21 protein-coding genes and 1 pseudogene are annotated in these 21486 nt (G+C 59.2%); 13 read left to right on the top strand and 9 right to left on the bottom strand.

Going from position 1 to position 21486, the window contains the following annotated elements; genetic code table 11:
• Positions 1-106: 106 nt before the first annotated feature.
• From J3D54_RS09730 to J3D54_RS09750, 5 genes are all read right to left on the bottom strand, one after another.
• Positions 107-427, bottom strand: a complete 321-nt coding sequence (locus tag J3D54_RS09730; protein WP_253417696.1) for a DUF2388 domain-containing protein — start codon at positions 425-427, stop codon at positions 107-109.
• Between the two features lie 68 nt (positions 428-495).
• Positions 496-933 (bottom strand): NfeD family protein, encoded by a 438-nt coding sequence (locus J3D54_RS09735; RefSeq protein ID WP_253417697.1) that lies wholly within the window; start codon positions 931-933, stop codon positions 496-498.
• Between the two features lie 11 nt (positions 934-944).
• The gene (locus J3D54_RS09740; protein ID WP_253417698.1) at positions 945-1859 is read right to left on the bottom strand and encodes an SPFH domain-containing protein; all 915 of its coding nucleotides are present in this window, start codon (positions 1857-1859) and stop codon (positions 945-947) included.
• 243 nt (positions 1860-2102) lie between these two features.
• Positions 2103-3887: a GspE/PulE family protein gene (locus J3D54_RS09745; protein ID WP_253417699.1), complete on the bottom strand. Its 1785-nt coding sequence runs from the start codon at positions 3885-3887 to the stop codon at positions 2103-2105.
• Between the two features lie 90 nt (positions 3888-3977).
• A complete protein-coding gene (locus J3D54_RS09750; RefSeq protein WP_253417700.1) occupies positions 3978-4316 on the bottom strand; it encodes a hypothetical protein in 339 nt (112 codons plus the stop codon).
• Between the two features lie 126 nt (positions 4317-4442).
• On the opposite strand from J3D54_RS09750, the gene J3D54_RS09755 reads away from it, so the two are divergent.
• Positions 4443-4913 (top strand): Lrp/AsnC family transcriptional regulator, encoded by a 471-nt coding sequence (locus J3D54_RS09755; protein WP_253417701.1) that lies wholly within the window; start codon positions 4443-4445, stop codon positions 4911-4913.
• A gap of 121 nt (positions 4914-5034) precedes the next feature.
• Here J3D54_RS09755 and J3D54_RS09760 read toward each other — a convergent pair whose 3' ends face one another.
• Positions 5035-6402 (bottom strand): inorganic triphosphatase, encoded by a 1368-nt coding sequence (locus tag J3D54_RS09760; RefSeq protein WP_253417702.1) that lies wholly within the window; start codon positions 6400-6402, stop codon positions 5035-5037.
• Positions 6403-6579: 177 nt separating this feature from the next.
• Between J3D54_RS09760 and argE the strand changes: the two genes are divergently transcribed.
• Entirely contained in the window at positions 6580-7737 is a 1158-nt protein-coding gene (gene argE, locus J3D54_RS09765; protein WP_253417703.1) for an acetylornithine deacetylase, read from the top strand.
• Between the two features lie 135 nt (positions 7738-7872).
• Positions 7873-9171 carry an amino-acid N-acetyltransferase gene (gene argA, locus J3D54_RS09770; protein WP_253417704.1) on the top strand — a complete coding sequence of 433 codons (1299 nt, stop codon included), beginning with the start codon at positions 7873-7875 and terminating at the stop codon, positions 9169-9171.
• A gap of 233 nt (positions 9172-9404) precedes the next feature.
• Here the strand turns inward: argA and tauA are convergent.
• Positions 9405-9611: pseudogene (gene tauA, locus J3D54_RS09775) on the bottom strand (taurine ABC transporter substrate-binding protein); the annotation flags it as partial.
• A gap of 292 nt (positions 9612-9903) precedes the next feature.
• Here tauA and J3D54_RS09780 point away from each other — a divergent pair.
• The 10 genes from J3D54_RS09780 (at position 9904) to J3D54_RS09825 (ending at position 18986) form a co-directional block, all read left to right on the top strand.
• On the top strand, positions 9904-11244 hold the full coding sequence (locus J3D54_RS09780) for an OprD family outer membrane porin (protein ID WP_253417705.1): 1341 nt from the start codon (positions 9904-9906) through the stop codon (positions 11242-11244).
• A 397-nt stretch (positions 11245-11641) separates the two neighbouring features.
• On the top strand, positions 11642-13024 hold the full coding sequence (locus J3D54_RS09785; RefSeq protein WP_253417707.1) for an OprD family porin: 1383 nt from the start codon (positions 11642-11644) through the stop codon (positions 13022-13024).
• 291 nt (positions 13025-13315) lie between these two features.
• Entirely contained in the window at positions 13316-13954 is a 639-nt protein-coding gene (locus tag J3D54_RS09790; RefSeq protein ID WP_253417709.1) for a peroxiredoxin, read from the top strand.
• An 82-nt stretch (positions 13955-14036) separates the two neighbouring features.
• A complete protein-coding gene (locus tag J3D54_RS09795; protein WP_253417711.1) occupies positions 14037-14189 on the top strand; it encodes a hypothetical protein in 153 nt (50 codons plus the stop codon).
• Between the two features lie 117 nt (positions 14190-14306).
• Positions 14307-14900, top strand: a complete 594-nt coding sequence (ssuE, locus tag J3D54_RS09800) for an NADPH-dependent FMN reductase (RefSeq protein ID WP_253417712.1) — start codon at positions 14307-14309, stop codon at positions 14898-14900.
• Positions 14901-15001: 101 nt separating this feature from the next.
• Positions 15002-15967 (top strand): sulfonate ABC transporter substrate-binding protein, encoded by a 966-nt coding sequence (locus J3D54_RS09805; protein ID WP_253417713.1) that lies wholly within the window; start codon positions 15002-15004, stop codon positions 15965-15967.
• 25 nt (positions 15968-15992) lie between these two features.
• Positions 15993-17141: an FMNH2-dependent alkanesulfonate monooxygenase gene (gene ssuD / locus J3D54_RS09810; protein WP_007939251.1), complete on the top strand. Its 1149-nt coding sequence runs from the start codon at positions 15993-15995 to the stop codon at positions 17139-17141.
• A 9-nt stretch (positions 17142-17150) separates the two neighbouring features.
• Entirely contained in the window at positions 17151-17933 is a 783-nt protein-coding gene (gene ssuC, locus J3D54_RS09815; RefSeq protein ID WP_253417714.1) for an aliphatic sulfonate ABC transporter permease SsuC, read from the top strand.
• Complete coding sequence (gene ssuB, locus J3D54_RS09820; RefSeq protein ID WP_253417715.1) at positions 17930-18736, top strand: aliphatic sulfonates ABC transporter ATP-binding protein; 807 nt, start codon at positions 17930-17932, stop codon at positions 18734-18736. The genes ssuC and ssuB overlap by 4 nt, the downstream gene beginning before the upstream one ends.
• A 34-nt stretch (positions 18737-18770) precedes the next feature.
• Complete coding sequence (locus tag J3D54_RS09825) at positions 18771-18986, top strand: molybdopterin-binding protein (RefSeq protein ID WP_003229256.1); 216 nt, start codon at positions 18771-18773, stop codon at positions 18984-18986.
• Positions 18987-19203: 217 nt separating this feature from the next.
• Here J3D54_RS09825 and J3D54_RS09830 read toward each other — a convergent pair whose 3' ends face one another.
• Both J3D54_RS09830 and J3D54_RS09835 read right to left on the bottom strand, forming a co-directional pair.
• Positions 19204-19842, bottom strand: a complete 639-nt coding sequence (locus J3D54_RS09830; protein WP_253417716.1) for a TetR/AcrR family transcriptional regulator — start codon at positions 19840-19842, stop codon at positions 19204-19206.
• A gap of 251 nt (positions 19843-20093) precedes the next feature.
• On the bottom strand, positions 20094-21470 hold the full coding sequence (locus J3D54_RS09835; protein WP_007897683.1) for a glutamine synthetase family protein: 1377 nt from the start codon (positions 21468-21470) through the stop codon (positions 20094-20096).
• Between the last annotated feature and the right edge of the window lie 16 nt (positions 21471-21486).

Below are 21486 nucleotides of genomic sequence, written 5' to 3' on the forward strand. Positions count from 1 at the left end.
CACACAAACCCAATGTGGGAGCGAGCAGGCTCGCTCCCACAGGGTTTTGCATCGGGCAAAAAAATGCCGCTCATTCAGAGCGGCATTTTTTGTTCAGCAACCCACCTTATTTCGAGGCGATGGCATTCTTCGCCAGGATGGCGTTCGCCAGTTCCATGTCCGTGGCTTGCAGGCCAGGGTTTTCAGCGCGGACTTTCTGCATGGCAGCTTCCAGATAGGGGCCGCGAATGGCGCCGTCACTGGCGACAAAGCTGCCGGCGTCGTCCTGGGCGGCGACGATCAGCTTGTGATCCCTGGAGGTCAGGTAGGACGTACCGGTGGTGGCACCGGAAGTAAGAATGTTACGCAAAAAACTGTCATCAGCCATCGCCGAACCGACTTGAAGGGACAACAAGGCGAGGGTAGCGACAGCAAGTTTGAGACGCATAAAAGGTGACTCCACTGGGTTTTAACTGCGGGCTTTGATTGCCAATAACCCAATCGAGTTCCGTGACGCTAGTCGGCCCGCTCCACCAGTAAAATCGCCCCTTGTTGCCCGATCACCCGAACACGGCTGCCGGTCGCGGTATCAGGCCCTCGGGCCATCCACACGCCATCGGCGACCTTGATCTTGCCGCGGCCGTTGATAATCGCTTCGCTGACCACGAACACCTTGCCGATCAGCTCTTGCCCTCGCAGGTTCAGGTTCGGCTGATCGCTGGCCCGCACCACACTGCGCTGACGTCTCCACCAGTACAGGGCGGTGAGGATCGAAAAAACGGCAAACAACAGCACCTGCCATTCCCAAGGCAAATCCGGTATCAGGAACGTCAGCACGCCGACGATGCCAGCTGCCATGCCGATCCACAGCAGATAACCGCCGGCACCGAACACCTCGAGGATCAGCAACAGCGTGCCCAGGGCCAGCCAGCTCCAGAACGAAAACAGTTCCATGGGCGGCGACCTCAGCCTTTCTTGCCGTCGAAGGTGGCCTTGACGATTTCGCCGATGCCACCGACGGCACCGATCATCGAACCGGCTTCGAGCGGCATCAGGATCACTTTGCTGTTGTTGGCCGAGGCCAGTTTGCCCAAGGCATCGATGTACTTCTGTGCGACGAAGTAGTTGACCGCCTGCACGTTACCGCCGGCGATGGCTTCGGACACCACTTTGGTGGCCTGGGCTTCGGCCTGGGCCTGACGTTCCCGGGCCTCGGCTTCGAGGAACGCCGCCTGACGGCTGCCCTCGGCTTCGAGAATCTGCGCCTGCTTCTTGCCTTCGGCGGTGAGGATCGCCGAGGCGCGCAAACCTTCGGCCTCCAGAATCTGTGCGCGTTTGATCCGTTCGGCTTTCATCTGGCCGGACATGGCGGCCATCAGGTCGGCGGGAGGGCTGATGTCCTTGATCTCGATCCGGGTGATCTTGATCCCCCACGGCGCCGTGGCTTCATCGACAGTGCGCAGCAGTTTTTCGTTGATGTTGTCGCGCTGGCTGAGCATCGCATCCAGTTCCATGGAGCCGAGCACAGTGCGGATATTGGTTTGCAGCAGATTGCGGACGGCATGTTCGAGGTTGTTCACCTCGTAGGCAGCCTGTGCGGTATTGACCACCTGGAAGAAGCATACGGCGTCGATCTGCACAGTGGCGTTGTCGGCGGTGATGACTTCCTGGGGCGGAATGTCCAACACGCTTTCCATTACGTTGATCTTGCGGCCGATGCGGTCCATCACCGGAATGATGATGCTCAAGCCTGGCTTGAGGGTATTGGTGTAACGGCCGAAGCGTTCGACCGTCCATTCAAACCCTTGGGGCACCACTTTGAAGCCCATGAAAAGAATGGCCACGACCAGTACGACGAAGAGAATCAGTGCAATGCTCATAACGGTCCCTGTCCAGTCTGGTTGGGTTGCGATGACCAGAGTGTAGGGCAAAAGATTTGAATGCGACTTGGAGAGGCCAAATGCCGGTAAGTCTAGAAATTTGAGCGACGAAAATCCTGTGGGAGCGTGGCTTGCCCGCGAAGAACGATGACGCGTAACACCTGAAAAAACGCGGTGTATTCTTCGCGGGCAAGCCACGCTCCCACAGGGGATGTGTCTTAACTTACCGGCATGAGGGGATGTCTATTTCTGCTCACTCTGCGGCGTCACTCGCAACACCTCTTCAATCGTGGTCAACCCCGCCGCCACTTTCTGCGCCCCCGACAACCGTAAACTGCGCATGCCTTCCTTGAACGCTTGACGGCGGACCGCCAGTAGATCGGTATCGGGGTTGATCAGCGCTTTGATGCCGTCCGTCAGCTGCATGATTTCGTAAACCCCGGCGCGACCGCGGTAGCCGGTTTCGCGGCATTCCAGGCAACCGATGGCGCGCTGGGCATTAGTCGGCAGTGGCGCTTGCCAGGGCCGGGTCAGGGTTTGCCAGTCGTCTTCGCCCAACGTCAAGGGGGCCTTGCAGTGAGGGCATAACGTACGAACCAGACGCTGGGCCATGACCCCGAGCACCGTGGCCTTGATCAGGTAATGCGGCACGCCAAGTTCCAGCAGGCGACTGATGGCGCTCGGCGCATCGTTGGTGTGCAACGTCGACAGCACCAGGTGACCGGTGAGTGCCGCCTGAATCGCCATCTCGGCGGTTTCGAGGTCGCGGATCTCGCCGATCATGATGATGTCCGGGTCTTGTCGCATCAGCGCGCGCACGCCGGCGGCAAAGGTCAGGTCGATGTTGTGTTGGACCTGCATCTGATTGAACGCCGGCTCGACCATTTCGATCGGGTCTTCGATGGTGCAGAGGTTGACCTCCGGCGTCGCCAGTTTCTTGAGGGTGGTGTACAGCGTGGTGGTCTTGCCCGAACCGGTCGGCCCGGTCACCAGAATGATGCCGTTGGGTTGGCGGATCATGTCTTGCCAGCGGCGCAGGTCCTCGGCGGAAAAACCCAGTTGATCGAAGTCCTTGAGCAGCACTTCCGGGTCGAAGATCCGCATCACCATCTTCTCGCCGAACGCTGTCGGTAATGTCGACAACCGCAACTCTACTTCGCCGCCGTCCGGGGTCTTGGTCTTGACCCGGCCGTCCTGGGGTTTGCGCTTTTCCGCAACGTTCATCCGCCCCAGGCTTTTCAGGCGGCTGACGATGGCCATGGTCACCTGCGGCGGGAATTGATAGACGTTGTGCAGCACGCCGTCGATGCGAAAGCGCACCGTGCCTTGCTCGCGCCGGGGTTCGATGTGGATATCGCTGGCCCGTTGCTGGAACGCGTACTGAAACAGCCAATCGACAATGTTGACGATATGCGCATCGTTGGCGTCCGGCTCCTGGTCGCTGGCGCCGAGGTTGAGCAATTGTTCGAAGTTGCCCAGGTTGCTTGTCTGCTGATCGGTGTTGGTGGCGCCGCTGACCGATTTGGCCAGGCGGAAAAACTCCACGCTGAAGCGCTGGATGTCCACCGGATTGGCCACCACGCGCTTGATCGGCAGTTTCAACACGTGGGTCAGGTCGGCTTCCCAGCCGCTGACGAAGGGCTGGGCGCTGGCCACGGTGACGGCATCGCGGTCGATGGACACCGCCAGAATCTTGTGGCGCTGGGCGAAGGCATAGGACATCAGCGGCGTAATGGCGGCGACGTTGATTTTCAGTGGGTCGATGCGCAAGTAAGGCTGGCCGGCCTGCTGGGACAGCCACAGCGTCAGGTTTTCCAGGTCGAGGTGTTTACCGGGACGGCTGAGGTCGTCCAGTTGTTGGCTGGCGATGAATTCCAGCGGATGTTGCTGAGCATTGGCGGCGTGACGGCGGCGGGCGTTGAGTGCGTGCTCGGCCGAATCCTGGCTGATAAAGCCCTGCGCGACCAGTTCACGCAGCAAATCGTTAAGGTCCAGCCAGCGGTCCTGAGTGGCGAGTTGAACGGACATGCGGGCTCCTTATGAACAACCGTTCGCAAAGGATAGCTGCGCACCAGCAGACCGTTGGGCCACTACCGGACCAACACGTGTCGGGTTTTTTCAGCCAGCTGCCTGCGCCGGCTCTGCCCACACAGAATCAGCCGCTTGCAGATTCACCGAGCAGACGCTGATCAGGTTACGTAATTTTTCCGCGATCACCTCGGCTCGGTGCCAGCTCAGGCCGTCCATGATGATGTCGATCGATAGCAGATCGTTCAGGCGCTGCACGTTGACCTGCTGTGGCGTCAGAAACTGCAAGGCAAACAGATTGAGCGCGCGACACAACAGATCCGGCTCGGCTTCGGCCAGCAGTTGGTATTGAACGCGGCAGTGGGCGTTGCTGGCGTTCCAGACATCGGCGCGGGCGGGCGAGGTGTTCACGGCTTCCAGGGGCGGCATGGTCGGGCTCCAAAATCGTTGGAGGAATTTTTACATTCAGTGCCGGGTATTTCTTATCTATTATTGGGTGTATTGACGATTTATCGAATCGATCAATTCAAGATCATATTAATTTAAGGTTTTTCTATGCGCAGCGAGCTGGATGGCTACGACCGCAAGATTCTCGCGTTGCTGCAAGAGGACGCTTCGCTGTCCAGCGCGCAGATCGCCGAACGGGTGGGGCTCTCGCAGTCGCCCTGCTGGCGGCGGATTCAGCGGATGAAGGAGGAGGGGATCATTCGCGGCCAGGTGACGTTGCTTGACCGCAAGAAAATCGGCCTCAACACGCAGATATTTGCCGAGATCAAACTCAACGCCCACGGACGGTCGAACTTCACTGAGTTCACCGATGCGATTCGCGGTTTTCCGCAAGTGCTGGAATGCTATGTGCTGATGGGGTCGGTGGATTTCTTGCTGCGGATCGTCACGGCAGACATCGAGGCTTATGAGCGCTTCTTCTTCGAGAAGCTGTCGATGGTGCCGGGGATTCAGGAGGTCAACTCGATCGTGGCCTTGTCGGAAATCAAATCCACGACGAGTTTGCCGGTGTTGCGTTGATTGTTGCGGTAGAGGTTTTTTGTGGCGAGGGGGCTTGCCCCCGTTGGGTCGCGAAGCGGCCCCAAAAGCTTTGCGACTGCTTCGCAGCCCCAACGGGGGCAAGCCCCCTCGCCAGAGGGTGTTACAGACGCAGCAGAGTTTTCCAGGCGCGATTCTGATACACCGCAATCGCCTGCTGCTTACGCGCATCCAGGGCCTCGTCGGTGATCGGCTCATTAGCTAGCAGGGCAAGCTGTTTCAGCTCACCGTACAGGCGATCCATTTCCGGGATGTCCAGCACGCTACGGGCGTGGTGCAGCCAGGCCTGGATACGCTCGATGCGCGGCAGTTGCTCGGCCAGGTCTTCCGGCTGTTGCTGGTAACGCTGCAATTGCAGCGAGTTGGCTTCTTCGCCCAGAAGGCGTGGCAGCCAGCTGCCCAGTTGCGCGGCGCCCTGGCGATTGCCGCGGGTGTTGCGATCGGCGGCCCAGGTGCGGGCCAGCAGCCAGCGCGAAGTGTTCAGCGAGAACAGGCCCCAACGCGGATCTTCCAGCTCTTCGAGGAACTGCTCCGGCGCGGCTTTGCGCACGTCTTCGTCGTCCAGGCCGGCTTGTACCAGCGGGCGCCAGTCTTCCAGCAGGGCATCCAGCGCGACTCGCAGATCGTGAGTCGATTGACGCGGTGCGGCCTGGCCGAGGCTGCTGATCAGCGCGCGCACTTCCGCAAGGTTTTCGACCCAGTCCTGCAGCAGGCGCCAGTGGCCATTGAAGCGATACTGCTCGGCCAGACGCTGGCTGCTGCTCAGCAAATGCCAGCTCAGGGCGGCGAACGCATCGTCCAGCGGCATTTCGGCGCTGATCTGTGGCGCCGGCAGGCTCAACGAATAGCTGTTGGCGTCGAACAGGCGATAACCGCGCTCGGCTTTGCTGATGTCGCATGGCATCAGCGGCAGGGTCGCGGCCAGTTCGGCGGCCAGTTCCAGCAGCGCGGCCGGTTCGCCTTCGCGCAGTTCCAGTTCCAGTTCGCAGATTTCTTCTTTCTGCTTGCCGACCACCACGTGGCCCAGGTCCAGCGCGGCTTCGATGACCACTTTGGTCTTGCCACGACCCCAGGCGATTTCCGCGCGTTCGCGAACGAAATCGGTGGTGAAGATGGCTTTCAGGGTTTTCTTGTCCAGCTCGGCCAACTCTTCGGGCCAGCATTCGCCGTCGAGTTTTTTCACGTCGAGTTTGGCTTTGGGCAGGTGCCAGTCGTACTCGTGACGCTCGGACAGACCGGCGACGCTCTGGCCACGGGTCTTGAGGGTCTGAATCACTTCTTCGCCATCGCGGCGCAGGCGCAGGGCCACCTTGGCGCGGGCCAAGTCGCGCTCGGGCGTGTCGAAGTACTGGTTCATCAAGTCACGGCGTTCCCAGCCACTTTTGTTGCGTTTTTTCAGTAACGGGTGCTCGCGCAGGGCGGCGAGGGTTTCGCGGCTGACGCGGAGTTTGATTTCGGTTTCTTTCTGCATGGCCGGAAAATCCAGGATCGGGAGCGCAGCCGGGAGAATGTGTGGCTGCCAAGGTCGTGCAGTGTACAGGACTGAAGGGTCGTAGGGTCTGTTGACGCTTGGTGATGGCCGCGGCGGTTTATTCCTGTCGCCGGATGGCTCTATGATGGACTTCAATTCGGGAGTTGGGAGTCAGCGATGCCTTTGCCGTCCATGAGAGATCAGTTCGCTGCGCTGATCGCCGCGCCGTCTGTCAGCTGTACCCAACCCAGCCTGGATCAAACCAATCGGCCGGTCATCGACTTATTGGCGACATGGCTCGGGGAGCTGGGTTTTGCCTGCGACATCCAGCAGGTCAGCCCCGGCAAATTCAACCTGCTGGCCAGTTTCGGTTCCGGCCCCGGCGGCCTGGTGCTGGCCGGTCACAGCGATACGGTGCCATACGATGCGGCGCTGTGGCAGACCGACCCGCTGAAACTGACGGAGGTGGACGGCCGCTGGGTCGGCCTGGGCAGTTGCGACATGAAGGGTTTTTTCGCCCTGGCCATCGAAGCCGTCAAACCCTTGCTCGACCAACCGTTCAAACAACCCTTGTTGATTCTTGCGACTTGCGATGAAGAAAGCTCGATGTCGGGTGCGCGTGCCTTGGCCGAAGCCGGGCGGCCGCTAGGTCGTGCGGCGGTGATTGGCGAGCCGACAGGGTTGAAGCCGATCCGCTTGCACAAAGGCGTGATGATGGAACGCATCGACATCCTCGGTCAGAGCGGTCACTCATCGGACCCGAGCCTGGGCCATAGCGCCCTCGAAGCCATGCACGATGCCATCGGCGAACTGCGCGGCTTGCGTCTGGCATGGCAGCGGGAATTTCGTAATCCGCAGTTCAGCGTGCCGCAGCCGACGATGAATTTCGGCTGCATTCACGGTGGCGATAACCCCAACCGCATCTGCGGCCAGTGCTCCCTGGAGTTTGACCTGCGCCCGCTGCCAGGCATGGACCCCAGAGCCCTGCGCGCGGCGATCTTGCAGAAGCTCAAGCCCATCGCCGAGCGACATCAGGTGAAGATCGATTACGCGCCATTGTTCCCCGAAGTGCCGCCATTCGAGCAGGCCGAGGACTCGGAATTGGTGAGGGTCGCCGAAAAGCTCACCGGCCATCGCGCCGAAGCAGTGGCGTTCGGCACAGAAGCGCCTTATCTTCAGCGCCTTGGCTGTGAAACATTGGTATTGGGCCCCGGCGACATCGCCTGCGCCCATCAACCGGGGGAATACCTCGAAATGTCACGTTTGCAGCCTACCGTGCATCTATTACGTCAACTGATCGAACATTACTGCCTGACGCCGGCGTCGCTCGTATAAATTGCCCGTGTCACAACCCGTACTTATGAGGAGAGCGCGCGTGTCGCCAAGCCTGTTCCGACGATAACCATCAGCCCGCTGTGCGTTTACTGCGTTACTCTTTTTTCGGCTGCTATTTATTACAGGCCCAGGTTCATGCCCGAATACGTCAATTGGCTTCGTCACGCTTCGCCTTACATCAATGCCCACCGCGATTGCACCTTCGTCGTCATGCTGCCCGGCGACGGCGTAGAGCATCCGAACTTCGGCAATATCGTCCACGACCTGGTGCTACTGCACAGCCTGGGCGTGCGACTGGTGCTGGTTCACGGTTCGCGTCCGCAAATTGAAACCCGCCTCGCTGCTCGCGGCCTGACCCCGCATTACCACCACGGCATGCGCATCACCGATGCGGCGACGCTGGAGTGTGTGATTGATGCGGTCGGTCAACTGCGCATTGCCATCGAAGCGCGGTTGTCCATGGACATGGCCTCGTCGCCGATGCAGGGCTCGCGCCTGCGGGTAGCCAGCGGCAATCTGGTGACTGCGCGGCCTATTGGTGTGCTTGAAGGTGTCGACTATCACCACACCGGCGAGGTGCGTCGGGTCGACCGCAAGGGCATCAATCGCCTGTTGGACGAGCGCTCCATCGTGCTGTTGTCGCCGTTGGGTTACTCGCCGACCGGCGAGATCTTCAACCTCGCCTGCGAAGATGTCGCGACCCGTGCGGCCATCGATCTGGGTGCAGACAAACTGCTGCTGTTCGGTGCCGAACTCGGTCTGCTGGATGAAAATGGTCGTCTGGTTCGCGAACTGCGTCCGCAACAAGTGCCGGCGCACCTGCAACGCCTGGGCAGCAACTATCAGGCCGAACTGCTGGATGCGGCCGCTGAGGCATGCCGGGGCGGTGTGGCGCGCAGTCATATCGTCAGCTACGCCGAAGATGGCGCACTGCTGACTGAACTGTTCACCCGTGACGGTGGCGGTACGTTGGTGGCCCAGGAGCAATTCGAAGTTGTGCGCGAGGCGGCCATCGAGGATGTCGGCGGTTTGCTGGACTTGATCAGCCCGCTGGAAGAGCAGGGCATTCTGGTACGTCGTTCTCGCGAGGTGCTGGAGCGTGAGATCGAGCAGTTCAGTGTGGTCGAACGTGAAGGCATGATCATCGCCTGCGCGGCGCTGTATCAGATTGCCGATTCGGATGCGGGGGAGCTGGCGTGTCTGGCGGTGAACCCGGAGTACCGCCATGGCGGTCGCGGTGATGAATTGCTGGAGCGCATTGAAACCCGCGCCCGGGCTCAGGGCCTGAAAACCCTGTTCGTGCTCACCACCCGGACCGCCCACTGGTTCCGTGAGCGAGGCTTTGTGCCGAGCAGCGTCGATCGCCTGCCGTCGGCGCGGGCGTCGCTTTACAACTATCAGCGTAATTCGAAGATCTTCGAAAAAGCCCTCTGACCCCCGAACCTGTAGGAGCGAAGCTGCCCGCGAAGGCGTCATCAAGGGCAACCGATAAATCGAGTTGTCTGCTTCGCGGGCAAGCCTCGCTCCAGAGCGGTGTGTTACGTATTGGGTGCTGACGTACGGACAGCACCGTCTCTCCCTTCCCTTGTTCCAGCAAGAACTTCGCCGTCTCTCCAATCCTTTGTCGTGCCGCCATCGAGTAGCGCGGCGGTCTGCTGCGCGGGGTTGACCACTTGCGGACTGCTATTGAAACGGCGCCAATCGATTTTATGGCCTATGGTCTTCTCGTAATCGCCGTCAGCTTGAGGGACTTTGCGGGGTGCGACGCCGGTTTGATAACCGAATGTGAGCGTCGCCGCCTGAGTGGAAAGAGAAAATAATATCGATACATAAACTGTAACAAATTGACTAGATAGTGCGCGTTTAGCCATCATGACGTCGCCTTTTCGATAGGGATTGACGTGTACGGGATGTACCGAGGCTAATGAATCTAAAAAAAGGCAGACAAATGCCTTTTAGGAATTAGCTTTTGGGCCAATGCCGTTATGTCCGGTTCGATGATTCGCCGGCAGGGACTCAATATTCGACATTAGACCTTGGTCGTGGGCACACATGGTTACGATTGACTTGGTAGTCACGGTCTGGCGCTAATCGCGCATCTGTGGATCCAGGGCTTTCGACCCAAGACCAAAGAACACAAAAATTAGAAAACGAGAGGAGCGAAACATGAACAAGTCCACCTTAGCCCTGGCTGTGGCCGTGGGGGTTTTGGCGCAGCAGGCCGGCGCCGCGGGTTTCCTGGAAGACAGCAAGGCTTCCGTCAGTTCCCGGACCATGTATTACGACGCCGATGTCCGTGAAGGCGACAATAGAGCTGCAAACCGTCAGCGAGAAACCGCTGAGGGTCTCAAGTTCGATTACCTGTCCGGGTTCACCCAGGGTACCGTTGGTTTCGGTATCGACGCCCAGGCACTGGTCGGCATCCATCTGGATGGCGGCAGGGGACATCACCCGCTCGGTAACAGCAACTCCTTCTTCCCGAGCGACGGCGACAGGTCCGCCGACGAGTGGAGTCGTCTGGATGCCAACGTCAAGGCGCGTTTCTCGAAGACCGAGGCCCACTTGGGTGGCGGTCTGGCACCTAACCTGCCGATCCTGATTGCGAACGACAGCCGTGTGCTGCCGCAGACCTTCGAAGGTGGCACCATCACCTCGAAGGAAATCGACAACGTGACCTTCAACCTGGGTCAACTGGAGCACGCGTCAGGTCGCGCCTCCTCTAACGACACTGGCCTGGCAGTGGCTGGCGGTACTCAGGACAGCAACCAGTTCCGTTACGCCGGTGCTGACTGGAAAGTCACCAAAGACCTCACGCTGCAGTACTACTATGCGAATCTGGAAGACTACTACAAGCAGAACTTCCTCGGCCTGGTGCACGTCTACCCGATCGCCCCGAACCAGTCGTTCAAGACTGATATTCGTTATTTCGACAGCAGCTCCGATGGCAAGAACGGCGACGCCGGCTACCGCTTCAACAACAACAATGGCTACGCCAAGAATGCAGGCGAGGTCGATAACAAGACCTGGAGTGCGACGTTCACCTACACCCTGGGTGGCAGCGCGTTCCTGCTTGGTCATCAGCGTGTCAGCGATGACGGCGGCTTCGTCTTCTTGAACCAGGGCAGCCTGATCGATAGCAAGGGTCGTCAAGAAGGTGCCGGTGGCGCCAGCTTCTACTCGTTCACCGACGCCACCGTGGGCAGCTTTATCCGTGCCGGTGAAAACACCACGTACGGTCAGTACTCCTATGACTTCGCCTCACTGGGCGTGCCAGGTTTGAAAGCTTCGATTGCTTACCTGGATGGCCGAGACATCAAGGCAACCAGCGGCGTGGGTAAAGACCTGAATGAGCACGAGACCGACGCGCGTGTGGACTACGTGATTCAAACGGGTCCACTCAAAGGGTTTGGTACGACTCTGCGTCACGGTACTTACAGCGGTAATACCAGCACCGCTGACCAAGACCAGACCCGTCTGATCTTCAACTACACCTACAGCTTCCTGTAATAGCCATTAAAAAAGGGCCTCGCCTGCTGGCGAGGCTTTTTTTTGTGCGCTTTTTTATATTCCAAAAAAATAGATTAAGTAGATTATTTATTCTTTTTTGTTTTTTTCCCGAGTCTATAAAATGAAACCATCAGGTACTCATTGGCAGCAAAACGAGTATCGGATTCAGCAACCTCGATTTTGAAGGTTAAGGAATTGGTTCATGAGCCGATACCTTGTGTTCCGGCATGGATTTTTATATCCAAATGATATGAAAAAAACACATATAAATCTTTTTGGTTTATAAGCCGACCCCAATCAAGGTGGCCTGACCACCTGGCGCTCATTGCGCCTCCTTGGATCCGGGCACTCGACCCAGGACCAGGAACCCAGAATTAGAAACGATAGGAGCGAAACAATGAACAAGTCCACCTTGGCCCTGGCTGTGGCCGTAGGGGTTTTGGCGCAGCAGGCAGGCGCCGCCGGTTTCATCGAAGACAGCAAGGCTACATTGGGGCTGCGCAACTTCTACATCAACACCGATAACCGCGATTCCGATGCTGGTACCGCCAAGGTCAAGGCCAACGGCGTTCAAAGCAAGAACGAAGAGTGGGGCCAAGGCTTCGATCTGCGCTTCACTTCCGGCTACACCCAAGGCACTGTCGGCTTCGGTATCGATGCCATCGGCCTGTTGGGCGTGCGTCTGGACACCGGCGGTGGCACTAACGGCGCCACTTCGACTTCTTACGGCGGTACTGTTTTCCCAAGCGAGTCCAACGGCGAAGCGGTTGATAATTTCTCCAGCCTGGGCCTGACTGCCAAAGCCAAGATCTCCCAGACCGAACTGAAGTTGGGCACTCTGCAGCCAAAACTGCCGGTGATCGTGACCAACGACGGCCGTCTGCTGCCACAAACTTTCCAGGGTGGTCAGATCACCTCGAACGAGATCAAAGACCTGACACTGGTCGGCGGTCAGATCGAGCACGCCAAGGGCCGTAACTCCAGCAACAACGAAGAGTTGTCGATTGCTGGCGCCAACGCTCACACTGCTGCCGGTCGTGACAGCAACAAGTTCATCTATGGCGGTGGCGACTACAAAATCACCAAAGACCTGACTGCTCAGTACTACTACGGCAACCTGGAAGATTTCTACAAGCAGCACTTCCTGGGTCTGGTTCACAACTGGTCGATTGGTCCAGGCGTACTGAAGTCTGACTTCCGTTACTTCAACAGCCGTGACGATGGCGCCAACGGCCATGACTCTGCCTATTTCACTACAGGTGACTACGGCACCGGCATTACCAAAGGTAAAGTCGACAACAACCTGTATAGCGGCCTTTTCCTGTACTCGGTTGCCGGTCACACCTTCGGTGGCGGTTACCAGGTCAGCAACGGTAATAGCGACTTCCCTTGGCTGAACCAGGGTGACGGCTCGTCGGCTTACCTGACTACCGACAGCCAGATCGCCAAGTTCGCCCGTGCCGGCGAACGTACCTGGCAAGCTCGCTACTCGTACGACTTTGCCAAAGTCGGCCTCCCAGGTCTGACCGCGGGTATGGTTTATCTGCGTGGCGATAACATCGACACAACCGGTAAAGCGGGGGCAGCTCAGACTAGCGTCAACGCAACTGGCCGTTCCGAGTGGGAACGTGACCTGACCCTGGCGTACGTAGTACAAGAAGGCCCGCTGAAAAACCTGGGCCTCACCTGGAAAAACGCCATGTGGCGCAACGACGTTCCAGGTCAGCGCGACCAGGACGAAAACCGTCTGATCGTCAGCTACTCGATCCCGCTGTTGTAATAGCGCTCGCGTAACCGACGAAAAAAAGCCCCGCCCGGCATCACGCCGGGCGGGGCTTTTGCGTTTTCAAGGCGGGCTCACCCCCGTAAACCCTCCTTGAAGTTCCCTTTTTGCAACAACTCAAGGCCTTCTCGAACCTCGGGATCGATGTTCGTCCCGATGGCACGTCTGGTCCAGTGAACAGATCTTTAATATTCGTTTAAGGTCTAAATAAATCAATATTTATTCTTTTTAATTCAATAAGAACACAGGCACAGTTGGGCTCAACAAGCACTCACCAGGAGCAGCACCATGAGCCTCAGACTGGGCGATATCGCCCCCGATTTCGAACAGGATTCCAGCGTCGGCACCCTCCGTTTCCACGAATGGCTGGGCGATAGCTGGGGTGTGCTGTTTTCTCACCCGGCGGACTTTACCCCGGTGTGCACCACCGAACTGGGCTTCACCGCCAGGCTCAAGGAAGATTTCGCCCAGCGTGGCGTCAAAGCCATTGCCCTGTCGGTGGACCCGGTGGACTCGCATCACAAGTGGATCGAGGACATCAATGAAACCCAGAACGCCATCGTCAACTTCCCGATCCTCGCCGATGCGGACCGTAAAGTGTCCGACCTGTACGACCTGATCCACCCGAATGCCAACGACACCCTGACCGTGCGCTCGTTGTTCGTGATTGATCCGAACAAGAAGATTCGGCTAACCATCACTTACCCGGCGAGTACCGGCCGTAATTTCAATGAGATTCTGCGGGTGATCGATTCGCTGCAGCTCACCGACAACTACAAGGTGGCCACCCCGGCCAACTGGCAGGACGGTGATGAGGTGGTGATCGTGCCGTCACTCAAGGATGAAGATGAAATCCAGCGCCGTTTTCCCAAGGGGTATCGCGCGGTGAAACCGTACCTGCGCCTGACGCCGCAGCCGAACAGGTAATCATCCGAATTTTGCGGTGTGGCTGAAATCGCTATCGCGGGCAAGCCCGCTCCCACAGTGGATTGGGGAGGATTAGAGATGTATGGCAGACCTAAAACCCTGTGGGAGCGGGCTTGCCCGCGAAGGCGGCAGACCGCCCAGTGAAAATTTCATGTCATCGACAAAGCAGGGGATTTCAGGCCGTTTCGACGGCCTGTTTTTTTGTCCGGAAAAAGACAATCAGTATATTCATTAAAGGTATAACCAAATGAATAAATATGATTTATGGATATATAAATCACCTGTTAAGGTCACTCCATCGACGCGAGATCGCAAGCTGCGAATCGCCAACACCGCTCAAGGAACTGTCTGAATGCTGGTCGTCTCACTCGGTGGCAGCCCTAGCCCACGCTCCCGTTCCGGGGTGTTGCTGGAACGCTCCAAACACTGGTTGCAAGAGCAAGGTGTGGAAGTGGTGAGTTACCAGGTACGGGACTTCCCGGCCGAAGATTTGCTGCATGCCCGCTTCGACAGCCCGAAGGTGATCGATCTGTTGCAACAAATTGATAACGCCGACGGCCTGCTCATCGCCACCCCGGTTTACAAAGCGTCGTTCTCCGGTGCGCTGAAAACCGTACTCGATCTGCTGCCCGAACGCGCCCTGGCCCACAAAGTGGTTCTGCCAATGGCGACCGGCGGCAGCATCGCCCACATGCTGGCGGTGGATTACGCGCTCAAGCCGGTGTTGTCGGCGTTGAAGGCCCAGGAAATGCTGCAGGGGATTTTTGCCGTGGACAGCCAGATCGCTTACGGCGAAGGCAGTGCCCAGGCACAGTTGGCTCCCGAGCTTGCGCAACGACTGAACGAATCGCTGGAGCTGTTTTACAGCGCCATGGCTCGTCGGCCCAAGCCGCTCGATCCGAACCTGTTGAACGAACGTTTGTTGAGTGCTCGCTGGAGCATTTAAGCCAGCCCTAAAGCCACATCTGAATTTGAAGTACTCACCTTACTGACCCGCTAACGGGCAAGCAGGTGCAGCCAAAACCCAACTGCAAAAAGGAGAGCGCTATGCGCACTGTCATTTTGCGTCGTGGTCTGGTCGCTCTGTTTGCTGCGGCTGTGTCCTTCGGCGTTATTACTCAAGCTCAAGCCGAGACTCTGCGAATCGGCTATCAGAAATACGGCACCCTGGTGCTGCTCAAAGCCAAAGGCACTCTGGAAAAACGCCTCGCCGCCCAAGGCGTGGACGTGCAATGGACGGAATTCCCCGGCGGCCCGCAACTGCTTGAAGGCCTGAACGTCGGCTCCATCGACTTCGGCGTCACCGGAGAAACGCCTCCGGTTTTCGCTCAGGCCGCAGGCGCCGATCTGCTCTACGTTGCTTATGAACCGCCAGCGCCCCACAGTGAAGCGATCCTGGTGCCGAAGGGCTCGCCGATCAAATCGGTGCAGGAACTCAAGGGCAAGAAAGTCGTGCTCAACAAAGGCTCCAACGTGCACTACCTGCTGGTGCGTGCGCTGGAAGACGCCGGCCTCAAATACACCGACATCCAGACCGTGTTCCTGCCGCCCGCCGATGCCCGCGCCGCGTTCGAGCGCGGCAGTGTCGATGCCTGGGTGATCTGGGACCCGTACCAGGCTGCCGCCGAACAGCAACTGCAAGCTCGCACTCTGCGCGACGGTAAAGGCATCGTCGACAACCACCAGTTCTATCTGGCGACCAAGCCTTACGCGCAGAAAAATCCTGAAGTGATCAAAACCCTGGTGGAAGAAGTGCGCGCGGTCGGTGAATGGTCCAAGGCCAATCCCGAGGACGTAACCCGACAGGTTTCGCCACTGCTCGGCCTGCCGGCGGACATCACCCTGACCTCGGTGAAACGCCAAGGCTACGGCGCGCTGTTCCTGACCCCTGAGGTGGTCTCTGCCCAACAGAAAATCGCCGACAGCTTCTACCAGCTCAAGCTGATTCCCAAGCCCTTGAGCATCAAAGACGTGATCTGGACGCCACCGGCGGCCGTGGCCAAAGCGCAGTAATTCGATTCCCCAAGGAGACCACTCCATGAGCCTCAATATCTTCTGGTTCCTGCCTACCCACGGCGACGGCCATTACCTTGGCACCGCCGAGGGCGCTCGCGCCGTCGACCACGGTTACTTGCAACAAGTCGCGCAAGCGGCGGATCGTCTGGGTTTTGGCGGGGTGCTGATTCCCACCGGTCGCTCCTGCGAAGACTCGTGGCTGGTGGCCGCATCGCTGATCCCGGTGACCCAGCGTTTGAAATTCCTTGTCGCCCTGCGCCCCGGGATCATTTCCCCGACGGTGGCGGCGCGTCAGGCCGCGACCCTGGATCGTCTGTCCGGCGGTCGTGCGCTGTTCAACCTGGTCACCGGTGGCGATCCGGAAGAATTGGCCGGCGATGGTTTGTTCCTCAGTCACGAAGAACGCTATCAGGCTTCGGTGGAATTCACTCGCATCTGGCGTCGGGTACTGGAAGGCGAAACCGTCGATTACGACGGCCAGCACATCAGCGTGAAGGGTGCCAAGTTGCTCTATCCGCCGATCCAGCAACCGCGTCCACCGCTGTATTTCGGCGGCTCGTCGGAAGCGGCGCAAGACTTGGCGGCAGAGCAGGTTGAAATGGTCCTGACCTGGGGCGAGCCACCGGCGGCCGTTGCCGAGAAAATCGAGCAGGTTCGCGCCAAGGCCGCGAAGCTTGGCCGCACCGTGCGCTTCGGTATTCGCCTGCATGTGATCGTTCGCGAAACCAACGCCGAGGCGTGGCAAGCGGCGGATCGACTGATCTCTCATCTGGACGATGACACCATTGCACGCGCCCAGGCTTCTCTGGCGCGTTTCGATTCGGTCGGCCAGCAACGCATGGCCGCTTTGCATGGCGGTAGTCGCGACAACCTGGAAGTCAGTCCCAACCTCTGGGCCGGTGTCGGTCTGGTGCGCGGCGGGGCCGGTACGGCGCTGGTCGGCGATGGTCCGACCGTGGCCGCCAGGGTCAAGGAATACGCCGATCTGGGCATCGATACGTTCATCTTCTCCGGTTATCCACATCTGGAAGAATCCTACCGGGTGGCCGAGTTGCTGTTCCCGCACCTGGACATCGAGCGCCCGGAACTGCCGAAAAGCGCCGGTTACGTCAGCCCGTTCGGCGAGATGGTGGCCAACGACATTCTTCCCAAAGCGGCGTCCCAGAGCTGAGGTGCCGCCATGAAAAAAATTATCCACACCCTCGCGCCCTGGGCGTTGCCAGTCTTGTTGCTGGCGGTATGGCAACTGTCGGTGTCGGCGGGCTGGTTGTCGACGCGGATTCTGCCGGCGCCGATCGCGGTGATCGAAGCCGGCGTGAGCCTGGTGCGCAGCGGTGAAATCTGGACTCACCTGGCCATCAGCGGCTGGCGCGCGGCGCTCGGTTTCGCCATTGGCGGCGGTATCGGCCTGACCCTGGGCTTCATCACCGGCCTGTCGAAATGGGGCGAACGCCTGCTCGACAGTTCGGTGCAGATGATCCGCAACGTACCGCACCTGGCGCTGATCCCGCTGGTGATCCTGTGGTTCGGCATTGATGAGTCGGCGAAGATTTTCCTGGTGGCGTTGGGTACGTTGTTCCCGATCTACCTCAACACTTACCACGGCATCCGCAACGTCGATCCGGCGCTGGTGGAAATGTCCCGCAGTTATGGCTTGTCCGGTTTCAGCCTGTTCCGTCAGGTGATTCTGCCGGGTGCGCTGCCTTCGATTCTGGTCGGTGTGCGTTTTGCCCTGGGCTTCATGTGGCTGACTCTGATCGTCGCCGAAACCATCTCTGCCAGCGCCGGCATCGGTTACCTGGCGATGAATGCCCGGGAGTTCTTGCAGACCGACGTGGTAGTGCTGGCGATTCTTTTGTATGCCGTGCTCGGCAAACTCGCTGATCTCGCCGCCCGTGGACTGGAACGCGTGTGGCTGCGCTGGCATCCGGCCTATCAGGTTGCCAAGGGAGGTGCCGCATGACGGCTCAACAACCGCCACGCCTGCTGCGCGGAATTCCGCTGGCAGTGCGCAAGCTGCAAAAGACCTTCGGTTCGCGGCAAGTGCTGCGTGAAATCGAGCTGCACATTCCGGCCGGCCAGTTTGTGGCGGTGGTCGGGCGTAGCGGTTGTGGCAAAAGCACCTTGCTGCGCTTGCTCGCCGGTCTCGACAAGCCCACGGCTGGCGAGTTGTTCGCCGGTTCCGCACCGCTGAGTGCTGCCCGGGAAGACACCCGGCTGATGTTCCAGGAAGCACGGCTGCTGCCGTGGAAGAAGGTCATCGACAACGTCGGCCTCGGGCTCAAGGGCAACTGGCGCCCGCAAGCACTGGAAGCCCTTGAGGCGGTCGGCCTGGCGGATCGCGCCCACGAATGGCCGGCAGCCTTGTCCGGCGGGCAGAAGCAACGTGTGGCCCTGGCCCGTGCGCTGATCCATCAACCGCGTCTGCTGTTGCTCGACGAACCCCTGGGCGCACTGGATGCCCTGACCCGAATCGAGATGCAGCAACTGATCGAACGGCTCTGGCAACAACATGGCTTCACCGTGTTGCTGGTGACCCACGACGTCAGCGAAGCGGTGGCGATTGCCGATCGGGTGATTCTGATTGAAGAGGGCGAAGTCGGCCTCGACCTGGCAGTGGAGTTGCCGCGCCCTCGGGTTCGCGGCTCCCATCGGCTGGCTGCGCTGGAAACCGAAGTGCTCACCCGCGTGCTGTCGCTACCCGGCCAACCACCGGAACCGGAACCTGTTTCACCACTGCCCACGCAATTGCGCTGGGCTCAATAACTTAAAGATTCATCCAACGACAGGAATCAACATCATGACTATCAAAGCCATCAACGTTCGTAACCAGTTCAAAGGCTCGATCAAGGAAATCGTGCTCGGCGACGTCCTCTCGGAAATCGACGTGCAGACTGCCTCCGGCATCGTCACTTCGGTGATTACCACGCGCTCGGTGAAGGAGCTGGAACTGGTGGTCGGCAGCGAAGTGATCGCGTTTGTGAAATCCACCGAGGTGTCGATCGCCAAGTTGTAAGCACGTGCGCAAACAACAACCCCGGAGGGTGTGAGCCCTTCGGGGTTTTTTATGCGCGTGATTCAGTGAGTTCGGCGGTGCGGCCATCGCGGGCAAGCCCGCTCCCACAGGGATTTGTGTCGTACACAAATACAATGTTCGCTAAAGACCAAATGTGGGAGCGGCGGTGCGGCGATCCGACTTGCCCGCGATGGGGCCAGTGAAGCCAGCGAAGGTATCAGGCTGTAATAGCGCGCTTGGGCAGATAGGGTGGCAAGTACAACCCCAGATAAGCATCAAACACCCGCATCCCTTCTTCAGCCATGCGCGGCGTGATCTGCCCATGTTGCTGCACCGAGCGTGCATACACTCGATCCCCCAACTCCATGGCCAGGGCAAACACATCGACGTCTGTCGGCAGCCTTGGCAGCTCGAAGTGATGGTCGAACAGTTTGTGCATCAGGTCGCCGAGCTCAATGTCGTGTTGGCGGTCAGCCTGGGTGACTTCGGTCAGGCCGTGCTGGGCGAGGATCAACTGGCGGGCGGCGGCGTCTTCGTCGTAGATATCGAGCATGCGCTGTTCCACCAGTCGCGACAAATCGCGCCAGCCGTTGAGGGTGTGGTGGTCGATGGGCGCTTGCAGGCAAGCACGGAACGCGGCGTGGACGTCGGCGGTCAGGGCTTCGAGCAAGGCCGGGACGCTGGCGAAAAAGTGGTAGACGGAGGAGGGCGGGATCTCTGCACGTTCGGCGACGCTGTAGATCGACAGGCTGCCCACGCCCTCGGCGGCCAGCAACGTGCGGGCGGCATCGAGTATCGAATCGATCCGGGCCTGGCTGCGTGCGCGGGGTTTGCGTGGGGTGGCGAGTCGGGTCATTGAAGTCTCCTGCAGGGCAGCGGGCATTGTACGCAGAGCGCAGAGATGATCCATACCCTGTGGCGAGGGGGCTTGCCCCCGTTGGGCTGCGTAGCAGCCCCAAAACAGGCAATCTCGTTGTATCAGGGATACCGCGTTAGCTGGATTGGGGTGTGCTGCGCACTCCAACGGGGGTAAGCCCCCTCGCCACAGGGGTCATAAAAAACGCCGCAGGCTGTGAGGCCGGCGGCGTTGTTTTTTACGGCAACCGCTTACACGGTATGCAGGTACCAGTTGTACTCGAGGTCGGAGATGGAGTGTTCGAACTCCTCCAGCTCGCTCTCTTTACAGGCAACGAAGATATCGATGTATTTCGGATCGATGTACTTGGCCATGACTTCGCTGTCGTCCAGCTCGCGCAGTGCATCGCGCAGGTTGTTCGGTAGGCTTTGCTCGTTCTGCTCGTAGGAGTTGCCTTCCACGGGCGCGCCCGGCTCGATCTTGTTGGTCAGGCCGTGGTGTACGCCTGCCAGCACCGAAGCCATCAGCAGGTACGGGTTGGCATCGGCGCCGGCTACACGGTGTTCAATGCGCACGGCATCAGAGGATCCGGTCGGTACGCGAATCGCCACGGTGCGGTTGTCCAGGCCCCAGCACGGCGAGTTCGGCACATAGAACTGTGCGCCGAAACGACGGTAGGAGTTGACGTTCGGGCAGAGGAAAGCCATCTGCGCCGGCAGGGTCTCGAGCACACCGCCGATCGCGTGACGCAGTGCGGCGTTCTGCTCGGGATCCTCGCTGGCAAAAATGTTTTTGCCGTCTTTATCCAGGATCGAGATGTGGACGTGCAGACCATTACCCGCCTGGCCTGGATAAGGCTTGGCCATGAAGGTGGTGTCCATCTCATGGTCGTAGGCAATGTTTTTGATCAGACGCTTGAGCAGGACCGCGTAGTCGCAGGCCTTGATCGGGTCGGCCACGTGGTGCAGGTTCACTTCGAACTGCGCCGGGGCACTTTCCTTGACGATGGCGTCGGCAGGAATGCCTTGTTCTTTCGCGCCTTCCAGAATGTCCTGGAGGCAGTCGACATATTCGTCGAGGTCGTCGATCAGGTAGACCTGGGTCGAGTGCGGGCGTTTGCCGGAGATCGGCGAGCGCGGCGGTTGCGGGCGACCGTTCACGTTTTCCTGGTCGATCAGGTAGAACTCCAGTTCGAACGCGGCGCAGATGGTCAGACCCATCTCATCAAACTTGGCCACGACCTGACGCAGGACTTCGCGCGGATCGGCAAAAAATGGGTCACCTTCGAGTTCGTGCATGGTCATTAACAGTTGCGCAGTCGGGCGCTTCTGCCAAGGCTCATTGCACAGGGTGTCGGGGATTGGATAGCAGATTCGGTCAGCATCGCCGATGTCCAGGCCCAGGCCGGTGCTTTCTACCGTCGAGCCATTGATATCCAGAGCAAATAGAGAGGCCGGCAGGTTGATGCCTTTCTCGTAAACCTTGTGGAGGCTGGTGCGTTCGATGCGCTTGCCGCGCACCACACCATTCATATCCGCAATCAGAAGGTCAACGTACAGAACCTCAGGATGTTCCTTAAGGAACGCGTTCGCTTCGTTAAGCTGAACGGCACGCGGGGGTACCGACATGATGCAACACCTTTGT

The organism is Pseudomonas sp. GGS8, assembly GCF_024168645.1.
In the GTDB taxonomy this organism is placed as follows: domain Bacteria; phylum Pseudomonadota; class Gammaproteobacteria; order Pseudomonadales; family Pseudomonadaceae; genus Aquipseudomonas.